We start from the raw sequence: 14,036 nt of genomic DNA on the forward strand, positions 1-14,036 counted from the left end.
TCTTCAGCCCTTCATGGCCTGGGCGAGCGAATTGAGACGAGTGCGGATCGAGCTGTCGATACGTTTCGAACCGATGGTGACGACAAGGCCGCCAAGCAGTTCGGGATCGACGCTCGTCTTGATCTTGACGTTGCGGCCTTCGCGCACTTCCAGCTTCTGGCGCAGCTGTTCGACCTGCTCGTCGGTCAGCGCGTGGGCGGAAGTGACTTCGGCGGTCGCTTCACCGCGCTGGGCGGCAGCAATGGCCGCGAAGGCGCGGATGATGTCGGGCAGGGCGGACAGGCGGCGGTTGGCGGCCAGTACACCCAGGAAGTTCTTCGTCAGCGGCGAAAGGGCCAGCACGTCGGCCACAGCTTCCACGGCCTTGCCGGCTGCGTCGCGGCTGACTTGCGGGTTGCGAATCAGAGCGGCGAAGTCGACGCTCTCCTTTACGGCTTCACCGATCTTCTCGAGGTCGCTTTCGACCGCCGAGACGGTGCCGTTTTCACTTGCAAGATCGAATAGCGCCGAAGCGTAGCGCCCTTGCAAGCTAGCCTTGATACCGCCGGAATTCTCCACGCGTGTCCTATCCTTACATCGGGTGGGCTGAGGCACTATGGGGCGCAACACAACAGCGTGCCCCCCGGCCCGCAGACGGGGCGCGCATAGCGACGATATTGTTGCGATGCAAGGCAGTGCTTGACGCCTTCCGACAAAGGTCGCGTGTGCGGTTTGAAAGCAACAGCCGGGATGCGGGCTTTACCGGGAAGCGTAATACCTTCGGACAGCACCGAAAAGGAACTGTCCGTGACCTATAGAATCGCCGGCCTGCCGCGTGAGGCCTTCGAACATTATTTTGCCCTGAATTCTCGGGAGCTGGAGGGTGCAGGCGCCAGGCGCGTGATCGCGGATGCCGACCGCGGCTTTCCGTGCCGGGTCAGTCTGGAGGATGCGCGGCAGGGAGAGAGCCTGATCCTGCTCAATTTCACCAGCCACGATGTCCCCAATCCCTTCCGTACCGCGTATGCGATATATGTCCGCGAGCAGGCGGTGCAGCCCCGGCCGTGGATAGATAGGTTGCCGCCGGTCCTTGCCGGGCGTTCGCTTTCCTTGCGTGGCTTCGATGTGCAGGGAATGTTGATCGACGCACGGCTGACGGCGCCGGGCGAAGCGGAAGAGGGCATTTTCGACCTCTTCGGCAATGCCCGGATTTCTTGCATTCACGCGCACAATGCCGCCTATGGCTGTTTCGCCGCGCGGATCGAGCGCGATGGAGACGGGATGTGGAACTGATGTACGAGTCAGTCGACGACGAGCGGGCCTGGCAGGCTGTGCTCGCGCGCGACCGTGCCTTCGACGGGCGTTTCGTCACCGGCGTGCTCACCACGGGGATCTACTGCCGGCCGTCCTGTTCGGCGCGCCATCCGCGACGCGAGAACGTGCGATTCTTCGAAGCGCCGGAAGCGGCGGAGGCAGAGGGCCTGCGTCCATGTATGCGCTGCCGGCCCAACGAGGCGGCCCGGGACGAGGAAGCGGTGTCGCGGGCGCTCGAATTGTTGGCCGACGCGGAGGAAATGCCGCCGCTGGCGCAGCTGGCCGGGCAAGTGGGCTACAGCCCGACGCATTTCCAGCGTGTGTTCAAGCGGGCCGTGGGGCTGTCGCCGGCCCAATATGCCCGGGCACGCCGGGTCGCGCGAGCGGGCGATGCGCTGAGTGCGGGGGCGAGCGTGACAGAGGCCATCTACGAGGCCGGCTTCGGCGCGTCCTCGCGATTCTACGAGGCAAGCGAAGGGAGAATGGGCATGGCGCCTTCTGCGTGGCGCGATGGCGGTCGCGGCGTGACGATCCACTGGGCAGTGGTGCCGACCACGCTCGGCCAGATGCTGGTGGCGGCGACCGACAAGGGCGTTTGCCGCCTGTCCTTCGCGGAAGGGCGTGACGAACTGGCCGGGCGTTTCCCGCATGCCGAGCTTGTCGAGGACGGCGGGGCATTCGCTGCGCTTCTTGAGCAGGTCGTCTCCGCGGTCGAACAGCCTGGTGACAGCCGGGCGATCCCGCTCGACGTCCAGGGCACGGCCTTTCAGGAAGCAGTCTGGCGCGAACTCCAGCGAATCCCGCCGGGAGAGACGCGCACCTACGCGCAGATCGCCGCCGCCATCGGCAGGCCCGGCGCCGTGCGGGCGGCAGGATCGGCCAACGGCGCCAACAATGTCGCGGTGCTGATTCCGTGCCATCGGGTGATCCGGTCGGACGGGTCGGTCGGCGGTTATGCCTATGGCGAGGCGATCAAGCGCGAACTGCTCCGGCGCGAAGAGGCTCAGACGAAAGAGTAGGGGTCGATGTCGATGTTCACGCGCACGCCGCGCGGGAACTCCAGCGGCTCCAGCCATTCGCGCAGCGTCTTCTGCAGTTCGGCCGAGCGCCGTGCGTTTATCAGCAGGCGGAAGCGGTGGCGGCCGCGCAGCAGCGCAAGCGGCGCCGGGGCAGGGCCGAGCACGAGCATGTCGGGAAGGTTGGGCGCGGTGCCGCCGATGGCCCGCGCGGCGGAGAGCGCCTCTGCCTGGTCTTCCGAACTGACGATGATCGCCGCCCAGCGCCCGAACGGCGGCGCGCCGGCATCGCGGCGGGATTCGGTTTCCGCCGCGTAGAAGGCGTCGCGGTCGCCATTGGCCAGAGCGGAGATGACGGCGGCTTCGGGATGGCGGGTCTGGATCAGCACTTCGCCCGGCTTCTCGCCGCGCCCGGCGCGCCCCGCGACCTGCGCGATCTGCTGATAGGTGCGTTCGGCCGCGCGCAGGTCGCCGCCTTCCAGCCCGAGATCGGCATCGACCACGCCCACCAGCGTCAGTTCAGGAAAGTGATAGCCCTTGGTCACGAGCTGCGTGCCGATGATGACGTCGATCGCGCCGGCTTCGGCCTTGGCGACGAATTCGCCGATGGCCTCCGGGTTGTTCATCGTGTCCGAGGTGACGAGCGCCGTGCGTGCTTCGGGCAGCACTTCGGCCACTTCGTCGGCGATGCGCTCGACGCCGGGGCCGCAGGCGACGAGGCAATCGGCGGTGCCGCATTCGGGGCAGGCATCGGGCACCGGCACTTCGTGGCCGCAGTGATGGCACGCCAACCGCCTGGAAAACCGGTGCTCCACCAGCCATGCGGTGCAGTTCGGGCACTGGAAGCGATAGCCGCAATGGCGGCACAGCGTCAGCGGGGCATAGCCGCGCCGGTTGAGGAACAGCAGCGATTGCTCGCCGCGTGCAAGGCGTTCCTTCATCTCCGCGACCAGCCGCGGGGCGAGCCAGTGGCCGCGTTCGGGCGGTTCCTTGCGCAAGTCGAGGATCTCGATGTCGGGCAGCATGGCGCCGCCGAAGCGGTCGGGCAGCTCGATCTTGCGATAGACGCCGGCCTCGGCGAGCTGCATCGATTCGAGCGCCGGGGTGGCGCTGGCGAGCACGACCGGAATGCGCTCGAACTTCGCGCGGATCACGGCCACGTCGCGCGCGTTGTAGCGCACCCCGTCGTCCTGCTTGAACGAGATTTCGTGCGCCTCGTCGACGACGATCAGGCCGAGGCGGGCGTAAGGCAGGAACAGCGCCGAGCGCGCGCCAACGACGACTTGCGCTTCGCCCTGGACAATCGCCCGCCAGGCGCGCCGCCGCTCGCTCGACTTGAGCGAGGAGTGCCACAGGATCGGCGGCACCCCGAAGCGCTGCTCGAAGCGGCGCAGGAAGTTCTCGGTCAGCGCGATCTCGGGCAGGAGGACGAGCACCTGCTTGCCCAGCCGCAGCGCTTCGGCGACGGCTTCGAAATAGCACTCGGTCTTGCCCGAGCCGGTTACGCCATCGAGCAGGAAGGGGGCGAAGGCATGCTCGCGCACGGCTGCCACGAAAGTATCTGCCGCTGCCTGTTGGGCCTCGCTGAGCTGCGGCACGGCGAAATCGGGCCGGGCAGGGGGATAGGGGCGGTCGAGATCGACCGTCACTGGCTCCAGCACGCCCGCGCCGACCATGCCGCGCAGCACGCCTTCTGAAACCGAGGCCAGCTCCGCCAGTTCGCGGATCGAGGCCTGTTCGCCCTGCAGCGCATCGAGCGCGGCGGCGCGCTGCGGCGTCATGCGCGTGGGCTCGACGCCGGTCAGGCGGTATTCGGTGGTCGTGCCTCCACCGCGCAGCGCGGCCATGCTGCCCAGCGCCATGCGCGCGACCGAGGAAAGCGAGGCGCAGTAATAGTCGGAGGTCCATTCGATCAGCCGCCGCAACTGCTCTGGCAGGGGTGGGACGGGGAGTACTTCGAGCAGCGGTCGCAGCTTCGATTCCGGCACGTCCTGCGCGTTCAGGCGTTCGGGTTCCCAGACAATGCCGAGCACCTGCCGCGGGCCCAGCGGAGCAATGACGACCGAACCGTATTCGATCGCCATTCCCTCGGGCACGCGGTAGTCGAGAACGCCGAGCGCGGCATTGAAGACGAGGAGTCGGACGCGTTTCATCTGCGCTGCATATAGGCACTGCCCGGCGCTTGCGTGAAGGCGATGCGGGCGGCGAGCTGGGGATTGGCGGGTTTGGCCCGAGACGTGGCGCGGCGTTCATCGTTCAAAATGAAGCCAGCCGGTTGTTGCGCTTGCGGCACCGCAAGTTCGCTGCCTACAACCCAACCCCGAACAGGGTCGCTCCTCCGTAATTCTGCGCCAAGCCGTTTCGACGACGGACAGGCGGACTCTGCCCTCGGTTTGATGGAGTAAGCATGATGAAGTTGAGGATCGCACGCGCAGGTCTGGCGTTGACGTTGTTGGCAATGGCCGGTGCTCCGGCATTTGCGGATGCATCTTCAGAGCCCGAAGCGAAGGCGGAATCGGCTTCGAAGCCATCATTTGTCGCGGCGGATTTCGACGTTCCGACACTGGTCGAGGCAGAGGGTTTCAAGATCGTGCCGCTCGGGCCCGATTTGGCCAGGATCGACTTCGATGCCTACATGTCGTCGATCGAGCACTTGCAGAAGACCTTCAGCCGCAGCCCCTCGTGGCCGCACGAGGGTATCTCGGATGCCGATGCCATGCTGGATATGCAGACCGAGCAGGCCCGGTTCAGCAAGCGCACGTCGTTTGCCTATGCGGTCCTCACGCCGGACGGCCTGCGTGAGCGTGGCTGCGTCTATGTCTATCCCAGTACCGTCGACGGTTACGATGCCGTGGTCAGGATGTGGGTGACCAAGGCCGAGTACGACGCGGGTTTCGAAGCCGCACTCTACAACTGGGTCACCGAATGGATCGAGGCCGATTGGCCGTTCGAAAACGTCGCCTATCCCGGACGTTCAGTAGATTGGCAGACCTGGGACGCTCTCGTTGCCCAGAACAAGGCGCGGGACGCCCAATAAACGACTGAAAGCCTGATTGCGGCTTGAGCCGCCATGGGGGGGCACGCGCCCCGCATTTGTCACGCGGCCTAGCCGCGCAGGGCGCGCTTGCCTATAGGGCTCCCAAGAATCGCCATTCAGGATCGCATCATGAAGTTCTTCGCTGACACCGCTGAAATCGCCGACATCAAGGAGCTGGCCGAGACCGGTCTGCTCGACGGCGTCACCACCAACCCCTCGCTGATTCACAAGTCCGGCCGTGACTTCATGGAAGTCACCAAGGAAATTTGCGGCATCGTCGATGGCCCGGTCAGCGCCGAAGTCGTCGCGCTCGACCACGAAGGCATGATGCGCGAGGCCGAAGTGCTGCGCAAGATCGCCGACAACGTGTGCATCAAGGTGCCGCTGACGATCGAGGGTCTCAAGACCTGCAAGAAGCTGACCGGCGACGGCACCATGGTGAACGTCACCCTGTGCTTCTCGCCCAATCAGGCGCTGCTGGCGGCCAAGGCCGGCGCGACCTTCGTTTCGCCCTTCGTCGGCCGCCACGACGACAACGGCTTCGACGGCATGGACCTGATCCGCGACATTCGCCTGATCTACGACAACTATGCCTTCGAGACCGAGATCCTCGTCGCCTCTATCCGTCACGGCATGCACGTGCTCGAAGCCGCCCGGATCGGTGCCGACGTGATGACCGCGCCGCCGGCCGTCATCAAGGGGCTGGTCAAGCACGTGCTGACGGACAAGGGCCTCGAAGGCTTCCTTGCCGACTGGGCCAAGACCGGGCAGAGCATTTGAACGAAACCGCGCTGACGACGGTGCCGCGTCCCGTGAAGGGGTGCGGCGCGCTTGTCGAAGCGCACTTGCAGGCGCTAGCCTAGGCCGACATGTCCGACGAATCTCCAGCAGACCGCTTCAAGTCCGTTCTCGCAGGCGCCAGCCGCGCCATTGCCCACGAGAAGGAGATTGAAGTCAACTGGACGGCCGACGCCCCCAGCGCGTCGGGCGGCACGTTCCGCGTGCCCATGCCGGGCCGCAGCCTGCCGCGCGGGGCCGCGATGCAGGCGCGCGGATATGCGGATAGCTTCGCGCTGCGCCTGCGCCACCACGACGATGCCCTGCACATGCGACAGGCTCCTTCGGAACCGTCGGCGCGGGCCTGCTACGACGCCGTCGAGACCGTGCGCTACGAAGCGCTGGGCGCGAATGCCTATCCGGGCATGCGCGAGAACCTCGATGCGGCGACGATGGCGCGCATGGGATCGGACCCGATCGTCCGCGCCGAGACGCCCGATGCCGTGCCCGTCCAGTCCGCGCTGGCGCTGTTGCTGCGCGAGAAGCTGACCGGCCAGCCGATCCCCGAGACGGCGCGCGCCGGTGTCGACATGGTCCGCTTGTGGATCGAGGACAAGGCGGCAGCCGATTTCGAGGCGCTGGCGCATTCGATCGAGGACCAGAAGGCCTTCCAGACGCTGTCGCTGGACATGCTCCAGCACCTCGAACTCACGCGTCCCGAGGACGTGCAGCAGCAGCCGGACGAATCCGACGACATGGACGGCGACGAGGAGACCGAGGAAGAGCAGGAAGGCGACGAGTCCGGGCAGGAACAGCAGCCCACGGAAATGGCCGCCGAACCCACGCAGGGCGAGGAACAGGGCGACAACGAGGCCGAGGGCGAAGCCTCCGACGACATGGAGGAAGGTCAGGAAGGCGACGAGGGCGAAGAGGGCATGATGCCGGTGCGCCCGAACCGTCCCTGGACCGATATTCCGGACAGTTTCGACTACCAGATCTTCACCGAGGCGTTCGACGAGGTCGTCGGTGCGTCCGAGCTGTGCGACGAGGAAGAGCTGACGCGGCTGCGCGCCTACCTCGATGCCCAGCTCAAGGGGTTGCAGGGCGTGGTCACGCGGCTGGCCAACCGCCTGCAGCGCCGGCTGATGGCGCAGCAGAACCGCTCCTGGGACTTCGATCAGGAAGAAGGCCTGCTCGATGCCGCGCGGCTCGCGCGTGTGGTCGTCTCGCCAGGGCAGTCGCTGTCCTACAAGGTGGAGCGCGACGTCGAGTTCAAGGACACCGTGGTGACCTTGCTGCTCGATAATTCCGGCTCGATGCGCGGGCGCCCGATCTCGATCGCGGCGATCAGCGCGGACGTGCTGGCCCGCACGCTCGAACGCTGCGGCGTCAAGGTCGAGATCCTCGGCTTCACGACGCGCGCCTGGAAGGGCGGCATGAGCCGCGAGGCCTGGCTTTCCAGCGGGAAGCCCCAGAATCCCGGCCGCCTCAACGACTTGCGTCACATCGTCTACAAGCAGGCCGACGAGCCCTGGCGCCGCGCGCGCAAGAACCTCGGTCTGATGATGCGCGAGGGGCTGCTCAAGGAAAACATCGACGGCGAGGCGCTGATGTGGGCGCATAGCCGCCTGCTGGCACGGCCGGAAGACCGGCGCATCCTGATGGTCATTTCGGACGGCGCGCCGGTCGACGATTCGACGCTATCGGTTAATTCGGCCGGGTATCTCGAAGCGCACTTGCGCAAGGTGATCCAATGGATCGAGGCCAAGAGCCCCGTGCAGCTCGTTGCCATCGGTATCGGCCACGACGTGACGCGCTATTACCGCCGTGCCGTGACGATCATGGATGCCGAGCAACTCGGCGGTACGATGATCGAGCAACTGGCAGGACTCTTCGAGGAAGAGCCGAAATGACCCCGGCTCCGGGCCCGGTTGGAGAGGCGTGAGTCACGGCCTGCTCTGGGTACCGTTCACGCTTGCGGCCGCGTTCGCGCAGGTCCTGCGCAATGCCGCCCAGTCGCGGCTGACAGGGCGGATCGGCACCGTCGGCGGGACGCAGGTGCGCTTCGTCTACGGGCTGCCTTTCGCGGCGATCCTGCTGGCGATCTACCTTGCCGTCACGTCCCAGCAGCTTCCGGCCATCCCGGCCGAGACGCTGGCTTGGGCGGTTGTCGGTTCGGTGACGCAGATCGTGGCGACGGCCCTGATGCTGGTGGTCATGACCAAGCGCGACTTCGGCGTGGCCTATGCATACATCAAGACCGAGCCAGTGACGGTGGCACTGCTCGGGCTCGTGCTGATCGGCGACCGGCTGTCCTGGCTGGGCTGGGTGGCGGTCGTCATCGTGACGATCGGCGTCGTGCTCGCCTCGCTGCGAGTCGGAGACAAGGCCGCCAAGCTCACCGAGTGGAAACCGCTCGTTGTCGGCGTCGCCAGCGGCGCGCTTTTCGGCCTTTCCGCGATCTGTTTCCGCGCCTCGATCGACCTTGTGCCACAGGGCGGCTTCATGCTGCGCAGCCTGACGATGCTGGTGGTGTCGCTGGCGATCCAGTCGGCCACGCTGGCCATATGGTTCGTGACGAAGGACGCCTCGGGCTTCTTCGGCTCGCTGCGCGAATGGCGGTTGAGCGTGGTGGCGGGCGCGCTCGGCGCGATCGCGTCGGCAGGGTGGTTCATTTCATTCTCGCTGACGCTGGCTGCCAACGTGCGCACGCTGGCGCTGATCGAAATGCCGGTGGTGGCCGTGCTCTCGCGCTATGTCTCCGGCCGATGGCTCACGGCGCGCGAATGGGTGGGCTTCGTGCTCATCACCGTGGGCGTGGCCCTGCTGATGTTGGCGCACGCCGCTTGACTGGAACCGCGCGCCGCCTAATGCCGCGTGCCCATGACTGATGCGCAATCGCTTACGCTGTTCAACAGCCTTACTCGCCAGCTCGAGCCGTTCCAGCCCGTTCACGAAGGCGAGGCGCGCGTTTATACCTGCGGGCCGACGGTCTACAATTACCCGCATATCGGCAACATGCGCGCTTACGTCTTCGCGGACGTGCTCGGGCGCACGCTGAGCCACAAGGGCTACAAGCTCACCCACGTCATCAACATCACCGATGTCGGCCACCTCACCGACGATGCCGACGCGGGCGAGGACAAGATGGAGAAGATGGCGCGCCAGCAGCACCAGTCCATCTGGGACATCGCGAAGCACTACACCGAGGCCTACTGGGCGGACATCAGGGCGCTCAACATCCGCCAGCCGGCCAAGTGGTCGATCGCCACCGACTACGTGCCGCAGATGATCGAGTTCGCGAAGTCGATCGCGGACAAGCACTGCTACGAACTCGACTCCGGTCTTTACTTCGACGTCTCGACCGTCGCGGACTATGGCCGTCTCGCGCGCGCCGTGACCGAAGAAGGCGAAGGGCGCATCGAAGCGGTCGAGGGCAAGCGCAACGGTGCCGACTTCGCGATATGGCGCAAGACCCCGCCAGGCGAGAAGCGGCAGATGGAATGGGATTCGCCTTGGGGCAAGGGCGCGCCGGGCTGGCACCTCGAATGCTCGGTGATGTCGGGCGACCTGCTCGGCTTCCCGTTCGACATCCACACCGGCGGCATCGACCACCGAGAGATCCACCACCCCAACGAGATCGCGCAGAACCAGGCGTTCTGCTGCACCAATGGCCTGGACGTGCCCGCCAATTCGGGCGCGCGGGTGTGGATGCACAACAACTTCCTGGTCGAGCGTTCGGGCAAGATGAGCAAGTCCTCGGGCGAGTTCCTGCGGCTGCAACTGCTGATCGACAAGGGCTACCATCCGCTGGCCTACCGGATGATGTGCCTGCAGGCGCATTACCGCAGCGAGCTGGAATTCAGCTGGGAAGGGCTGGGCGCCGCGCTCACCCGCCTCAAGCGCATGATCATGGCCGCCGAGCGCCTCAAGGACGTGGCGCCGGGCGCCGCAAGCCATCCCAAGCTGGCGCCGATGATCGAGACATTCGAAAAGGCGATCGGAGAGGATCTCAACACGCCCGTGGCGCTGACCGCGCTGGAAGACGTGCTGTCGGCCAAGAAGGTCGATCCCGCCGCCAAGCGCGCCGTGGTCGAATCGATGGACGAAGTGCTGGGGCTTGGCCTGTTCCAGATCGCCCGCGGCGACCTGCGTCTGCGTCCCAAGGCCGCCGAGATCACCGAATCCGAGATCGAGGACGTGATCGCGCGCCGCAAGCAGGCGCGCGCGGACAAGGACTTCGCGACGTCCGATGTGCTGCGCGATGAATTGGCGGCGCGCGGCGTGGAGGTGATGGACGGCGATCCGCTTGGTTGGGAATGGAAGCTGGGATGAAGCTCTGGCGTCTCGTCCGCGCGGGCCATGTGGCGCTCGACGGGGCGGGAACGCTGGAGCATGGAGGGCGCTATTCGCCGCCCGGCGTGCCGGTCGTCAATTTCGCGTCGGAGGCCGGGCTGGCGGTACTGATCGCGCAGCGCTACCTGCCGCGCGACCTTTCGGGCATTGCCGAGGACTACGTGCTGGGCTGGACGCAGATCGACGCCGTGCCCGAACGTCTTCCCCCGGCCATGGGCGAGGATGCGATTCCGGGCTTCGTCGGCGAATGGCTGGAAAACCGGCGCTCGCTGCTGATGGCCCTGCCGTCGCGCGTGCTGCCCGAGGCCGATGTGGTCATGATGAATCCCCGTCATCCGGATGCGGCACACGTTCCGCCGCTTACCACGCGGCCGTTCAGTTTTGCCCAGTGCCTGCACACGCCGCCCATGCTCGGGCGCTACGCCGGCCAGCAGTGAATATACATCGACGATGCTGGCAATTTTATCAGGCAGATAACTTTTCCTAGAAGACTATTTGCCATCGGGGGGAGCCGGGGTACCTGTTGCTCCGACAGAATTCGAAGATGGGAGGATCGACATGGCGGAATCGGGCAAGCACAAGGCATCGGATCTATTCGTCCAGTGTCTTGAGGCAGAGGGTGTTGAGTACGTTTTTGGCGTGCCGGGCGAAGAAAATCTGGATTTTCTCGATTCGCTTTCTCGGTCGGACAAGATCAAACTGATTCTCACCCGGCACGAACAGGGCGCGGGCTTCATGGCCGCCACTTACGGGCGTCACACCGGGAAGACGGGCGTGTGCCTTTCGACGCTCGGCCCCGGTGCCACCAACCTCGTGACGGCAGCGGCCTATGCGACGCTTGGCGGTATGCCGATGCTGATGATCACCGGCCAGAAGCCGATCAAGAAGTCCAAGCAGGGCCGCTTCCAGATCCTCGATGTCGTCGCGATGATGAATCCCATCACCAAGTATGCGCATCAGATGACGTCGGCCGACAACATTCCCAGCCGCGTGCGCGAGGCCTTCCGCATTGCCGAGGAGGAAAAGCCCGGCGGCACGCATGTCGAACTCCCCGAGGACATCGCCGACGAATATACCGATTCGCTCCCGATCGCCCGCTCCATCGTCCGTCGCCCGGCCGCGGATGTGAAGTCGATCGTCCAGGCCTGCGAGGCGCTTGAGAAGGCCAGGCGTCCGCTGCTCGTCATCGGCGCCGGCGCGAACCGCAAGATGACCAGCAAGATGCTGGGCGAGTTCGTCGAGAAGACCGGCATTCCCTTCGTGACCACGCAGCTGGGCAAGGGGGTGATCGACGAGCGGCATCCGCGCTTCCTCGGCTGCGCGGCGCTTTCGGCCGGCGATTTCGTCCATCGCGCGATCGAGGACTCGGACTGCATCGTCAACATCGGTCACGACGTGATCGAGAAGCCGCCGTTCTTCATGCACAACGACGGTTCGCGTGACGACCGGCGGGTGATCCACGTTTCGACCAAGACCGCCGAAGTCGATCCGGTCTACTTCCCGCACGTCGAGGTGATCGGCGACATCGCCAACGCGGTGTGGCAGATCAAGGAAGCGATCACGCCGTCGCCCGAATGGAACTTCGAGGTCATGCTGGGCTTCCGCAAGGCGGAACTCGAGCACACGGCGGGTCTTGCCGCGGACGAGCGCTTCCCGATCTTCCCGCCGCATCTCGTCGACCAGGTGCGCAGTGCACTTCCCGACGATGCGATCATCTGTCTCGACAACGGCGTCTACAAGATCTGGTTCGCGCGCGGCTATTGCGCCTGCAAGCCCAACACCGTGCTGCTCGACAACGCGCTGGCCACGATGGGTGCCGGGCTGCCATCGGCCATGGCGAGCGCGATGGTCTATCCCGACCGCAAGGTCTTTGCGATCTGCGGCGACGGCGGCTTCATGATGAACAGCCAGGAGCTGGAAACCGCGGTGCGCCTAGGCCTCAATCTCACGGTGCTGATCCTGAACGACAGCGCCTACGGCATGATTCGCTGGAAGCAGGCGAACATGGGTTTCGAGGACTTCGGGCTGACTTATTCGAACCCCGATTTCGTACAGTACGCGCAAAGCTACGGCGCCAACGGCTACCGCGTGGAGAGCGCCGCGCATCTTCGCGAACTGCTGGCGCAGTGCCGCGATACGCCCGGCGTCCACGTCATCGATTGCCCGGTCGACTATTCGGAGAACGACCGGATCCTCAATATCGAGATCAAGGAACTGTCCAGGGCGCTCTAGGCGTCTTCGAGAAGGAGGAATTCGGCCTCGATCGTCCTGCGCGGTCGGGGCCCGTTCGCGTGTTCGGCGGAGACGATCGCGGCATCCGCCACGATCTGGCCGGGTATCGAGAACTCATGGTCGGGTAGGGCGGCTGCATAGGCCTCGGCCTGTGTCATCGAGTCCTTGCCTTCGAACGCCACGACGATCGAATGGCGCGCGCCGCTGAACGTCGCGCTCGACCATGGGCGTTCGCTGTGGCGCAGGAAATCGGCCTGCGGCCCGGCAAGGTCCAGCACCTGCGACAGCAGGCGTAGCCAGGGGCCGCGAGCGCGCCTGTGGTCCTCTTCGCGCACCGTGGGGTGCAGGGCATGTGCGTCATTGTGCATGGCTGCTCTCCTGCTGTCCGGTCAGGTAGTCGTTCATGAATCGCTCGATGCGTGCGGCAGTGCGCGTGCGGGGGATTCGCCCGTTGCGCAGGTCGGTCACGAAGCGAGGGTCGTGCGCGGCGAGTCGGCCGAACTTGGTGCAGGGCATGTCCGTCTGGCGCAGGAAGCGCTCGATCTGGCGCAGGAGCATCTGTGCAGGTCCTCCGTGGTATTTCGGTTTATGTTCCTAATATGTTCCAGTCGAAATCCTACTTGTCTAGGAAATTTCTTTCGACTACGGATTACATTATGGAAAACACCGATGTCCGGCAGAAACTGCTCGAACTGGCTGGCGACCGGCGGGTCAGTCTGGCCGCGCTTTCGCGCATGATCGGCAAGAATGCGAGTTATCTCCAGCAATTCGTGCGCAAGGGAAGCCCGCGCAAGCTCGAAGAGGAAGACCGCGGCATGCTGGCGCGTTTCTTCGGTGTCGACGAGGTCGAACTGGGAAGATCAAAGGAAAATTCCTTCGGTGGTGCCGATGTTTCCTTCACGCCGGAATGGCTGGACGTTCCGCGTGTGACGGTTGGCGCGTCCGCCGGATCGGGGGCTTCGTCGGAAGGTGAGGACGTGTGCGGTACGATCCGCTTCGCGGCACGCTGGCTGCGCAGTATGGGGCTGCAGGCCGAAATGCTCTCTGCCATTGCCGTGAAGGGCGATTCGATGGAGCCCACCTTGCGCGACGGGGACGAAATCCTGGTCGACCGCACGCCCGGCCCCTTGCGCGACGGCATTCACGTCGTGCGCCTTGAGGACAACCTGCTGGTCAAGCGGATCGATGCCGGCCGTCCGGGGCTGGTCGTTCTGCTCAGCGACAATTCCGCCTATCGCCCCGTCGAGTGCCGTGCCGAGGATGTGCAGGTGATCGGGCGAGTCGTGTGGAAGGGTGGGCGCATCTGAGAGCGGCCGCCGGAAAAG

Annotated in this window: 14 protein-coding genes; 10 read left to right on the forward strand and 4 right to left on the reverse strand. The window is 65.4% G+C overall.

The window, feature by feature from the left end:
- Positions 1 to 3: 3 nt before the first annotated feature.
- Entirely contained in the window at positions 4 to 558 is a 555-nt protein-coding gene (locus tag NZK81_RS07750; RefSeq protein ID WP_260045545.1) for a F0F1 ATP synthase subunit delta, read from the reverse strand.
- A 228-nt stretch (positions 559 to 786) separates the two neighbouring features.
- Between NZK81_RS07750 and NZK81_RS07755 the strand changes: the two genes are divergently transcribed.
- The gene (locus NZK81_RS07755) at positions 787 to 1,272 is read left to right on the forward strand and encodes a DUF1203 domain-containing protein (protein WP_260045546.1); all 486 of its coding nucleotides are present in this window, start codon (positions 787 to 789) and stop codon (positions 1,270 to 1,272) included.
- Positions 1,272 to 2,312 (forward strand): bifunctional DNA-binding transcriptional regulator/O6-methylguanine-DNA methyltransferase Ada, encoded by a 1,041-nt coding sequence (gene ada, locus NZK81_RS07760; protein WP_260045547.1) that lies wholly within the window; start codon positions 1,272 to 1,274, stop codon positions 2,310 to 2,312. The genes NZK81_RS07755 and ada overlap by 1 nt, the downstream gene beginning before the upstream one ends.
- Here the strand turns inward: ada and NZK81_RS07765 are convergent.
- On the reverse strand, positions 2,297 to 4,462 hold the full coding sequence (locus tag NZK81_RS07765) for a primosomal protein N' (RefSeq protein WP_260045548.1): 2,166 nt from the start codon (positions 4,460 to 4,462) through the stop codon (positions 2,297 to 2,299). The two genes, ada and NZK81_RS07765, sit on opposite strands and share 16 nt — an antisense overlap.
- A gap of 257 nt (positions 4,463 to 4,719) precedes the next feature.
- Here NZK81_RS07765 and NZK81_RS07770 point away from each other — a divergent pair, with 257 nt between their 5' ends.
- From NZK81_RS07770 to NZK81_RS07800, 7 genes are all read left to right on the forward strand, one after another.
- Positions 4,720 to 5,346 carry a twin-arginine translocation pathway signal protein gene (locus NZK81_RS07770; RefSeq protein WP_260045549.1) on the forward strand — a complete coding sequence of 209 codons (627 nt, stop codon included), beginning with the start codon at positions 4,720 to 4,722 and terminating at the stop codon, positions 5,344 to 5,346.
- A gap of 129 nt (positions 5,347 to 5,475) precedes the next feature.
- On the forward strand, positions 5,476 to 6,126 hold the full coding sequence (gene fsa, locus NZK81_RS07775) for a fructose-6-phosphate aldolase (RefSeq protein ID WP_260045550.1): 651 nt from the start codon (positions 5,476 to 5,478) through the stop codon (positions 6,124 to 6,126).
- A gap of 89 nt (positions 6,127 to 6,215) precedes the next feature.
- Entirely contained in the window at positions 6,216 to 8,036 is a 1,821-nt protein-coding gene (cobT, locus tag NZK81_RS07780; protein ID WP_260045551.1) for a cobaltochelatase subunit CobT, read from the forward strand.
- Positions 8,037 to 8,064: 28 nt separating this feature from the next.
- Positions 8,065 to 8,973 (forward strand): EamA family transporter, encoded by a 909-nt coding sequence (locus tag NZK81_RS07785; RefSeq protein WP_260045552.1) that lies wholly within the window; start codon positions 8,065 to 8,067, stop codon positions 8,971 to 8,973.
- A gap of 33 nt (positions 8,974 to 9,006) precedes the next feature.
- Positions 9,007 to 10,458, forward strand: a complete 1,452-nt coding sequence (cysS, locus tag NZK81_RS07790; protein WP_260045553.1) for a cysteine--tRNA ligase — start codon at positions 9,007 to 9,009, stop codon at positions 10,456 to 10,458.
- Entirely contained in the window at positions 10,455 to 10,916 is a 462-nt protein-coding gene (locus NZK81_RS07795) for an RES family NAD+ phosphorylase (protein WP_260045554.1), read from the forward strand. Before cysS ends, NZK81_RS07795 begins: the two co-directional genes overlap by 4 nt.
- Positions 10,917 to 11,037: 121 nt before the next feature.
- The gene (locus NZK81_RS07800) at positions 11,038 to 12,711 is read left to right on the forward strand and encodes an acetolactate synthase large subunit (protein ID WP_260045555.1); all 1,674 of its coding nucleotides are present in this window, start codon (positions 11,038 to 11,040) and stop codon (positions 12,709 to 12,711) included.
- Here NZK81_RS07800 and NZK81_RS07805 read toward each other — a convergent pair.
- Together NZK81_RS07805 and NZK81_RS07810 are read right to left on the reverse strand one after the other, a co-directional pair.
- Positions 12,708 to 13,079 (reverse strand): hypothetical protein, encoded by a 372-nt coding sequence (locus NZK81_RS07805; RefSeq protein ID WP_260045556.1) that lies wholly within the window; start codon positions 13,077 to 13,079, stop codon positions 12,708 to 12,710. The genes NZK81_RS07800 and NZK81_RS07805 overlap by 4 nt on opposite strands.
- Complete coding sequence (locus NZK81_RS07810) at positions 13,069 to 13,269, reverse strand: hypothetical protein (RefSeq protein WP_260045557.1); 201 nt, start codon at positions 13,267 to 13,269, stop codon at positions 13,069 to 13,071. The genes NZK81_RS07805 and NZK81_RS07810 overlap by 11 nt, the downstream gene beginning before the upstream one ends.
- 98 nt (positions 13,270 to 13,367) lie before the next feature.
- On the opposite strand from NZK81_RS07810, the gene NZK81_RS07815 reads away from it, so the two are divergent.
- Positions 13,368 to 14,018: a S24 family peptidase gene (locus NZK81_RS07815; RefSeq protein ID WP_260045558.1), complete on the forward strand. Its 651-nt coding sequence runs from the start codon at positions 13,368 to 13,370 to the stop codon at positions 14,016 to 14,018.
- Positions 14,019 to 14,036: the final 18 nt, after the last annotated feature.

The organism is Novosphingobium mangrovisedimenti (genome assembly GCF_025153475.1).
GTDB classification, from domain to species: Bacteria; Pseudomonadota; Alphaproteobacteria; order Sphingomonadales; family Sphingomonadaceae; genus Novosphingobium; species Novosphingobium mangrovi_A.

Coding starts and splice junctions, on each gene's coding strand:
- NZK81_RS07815 (WP_260045558.1), top strand. CDS start 13,368: ATGGAAAACACCGATGTCCGGCAGAAACTGCTCGAACTGGCTGGCGAC.
- cysS (WP_260045553.1), top strand. CDS start 9,007: ATGACTGATGCGCAATCGCTTACGCTGTTCAACAGCCTTACTCGCCAG.
- fsa (WP_260045550.1), top strand. CDS start 5,476: ATGAAGTTCTTCGCTGACACCGCTGAAATCGCCGACATCAAGGAGCTG.
- NZK81_RS07810 (WP_260045557.1), bottom strand. CDS start 13,269: ATGCTCCTGCGCCAGATCGAGCGCTTCCTGCGCCAGACGGACATGCCC.
- cobT (WP_260045551.1), top strand. CDS start 6,216: ATGTCCGACGAATCTCCAGCAGACCGCTTCAAGTCCGTTCTCGCAGGC.
- NZK81_RS07765 (WP_260045548.1), bottom strand. CDS start 4,462: ATGAAACGCGTCCGACTCCTCGTCTTCAATGCCGCGCTCGGCGTTCTC.
- ada (WP_260045547.1), top strand. CDS start 1,272: ATGTACGAGTCAGTCGACGACGAGCGGGCCTGGCAGGCTGTGCTCGCG.
- NZK81_RS07795 (WP_260045554.1), top strand. CDS start 10,455: ATGAAGCTCTGGCGTCTCGTCCGCGCGGGCCATGTGGCGCTCGACGGG.
- NZK81_RS07770 (WP_260045549.1), top strand. CDS start 4,720: ATGAAGTTGAGGATCGCACGCGCAGGTCTGGCGTTGACGTTGTTGGCA.
- NZK81_RS07800 (WP_260045555.1), top strand. CDS start 11,038: ATGGCGGAATCGGGCAAGCACAAGGCATCGGATCTATTCGTCCAGTGT.
- NZK81_RS07805 (WP_260045556.1), bottom strand. CDS start 13,079: ATGCACAATGACGCACATGCCCTGCACCCCACGGTGCGCGAAGAGGAC.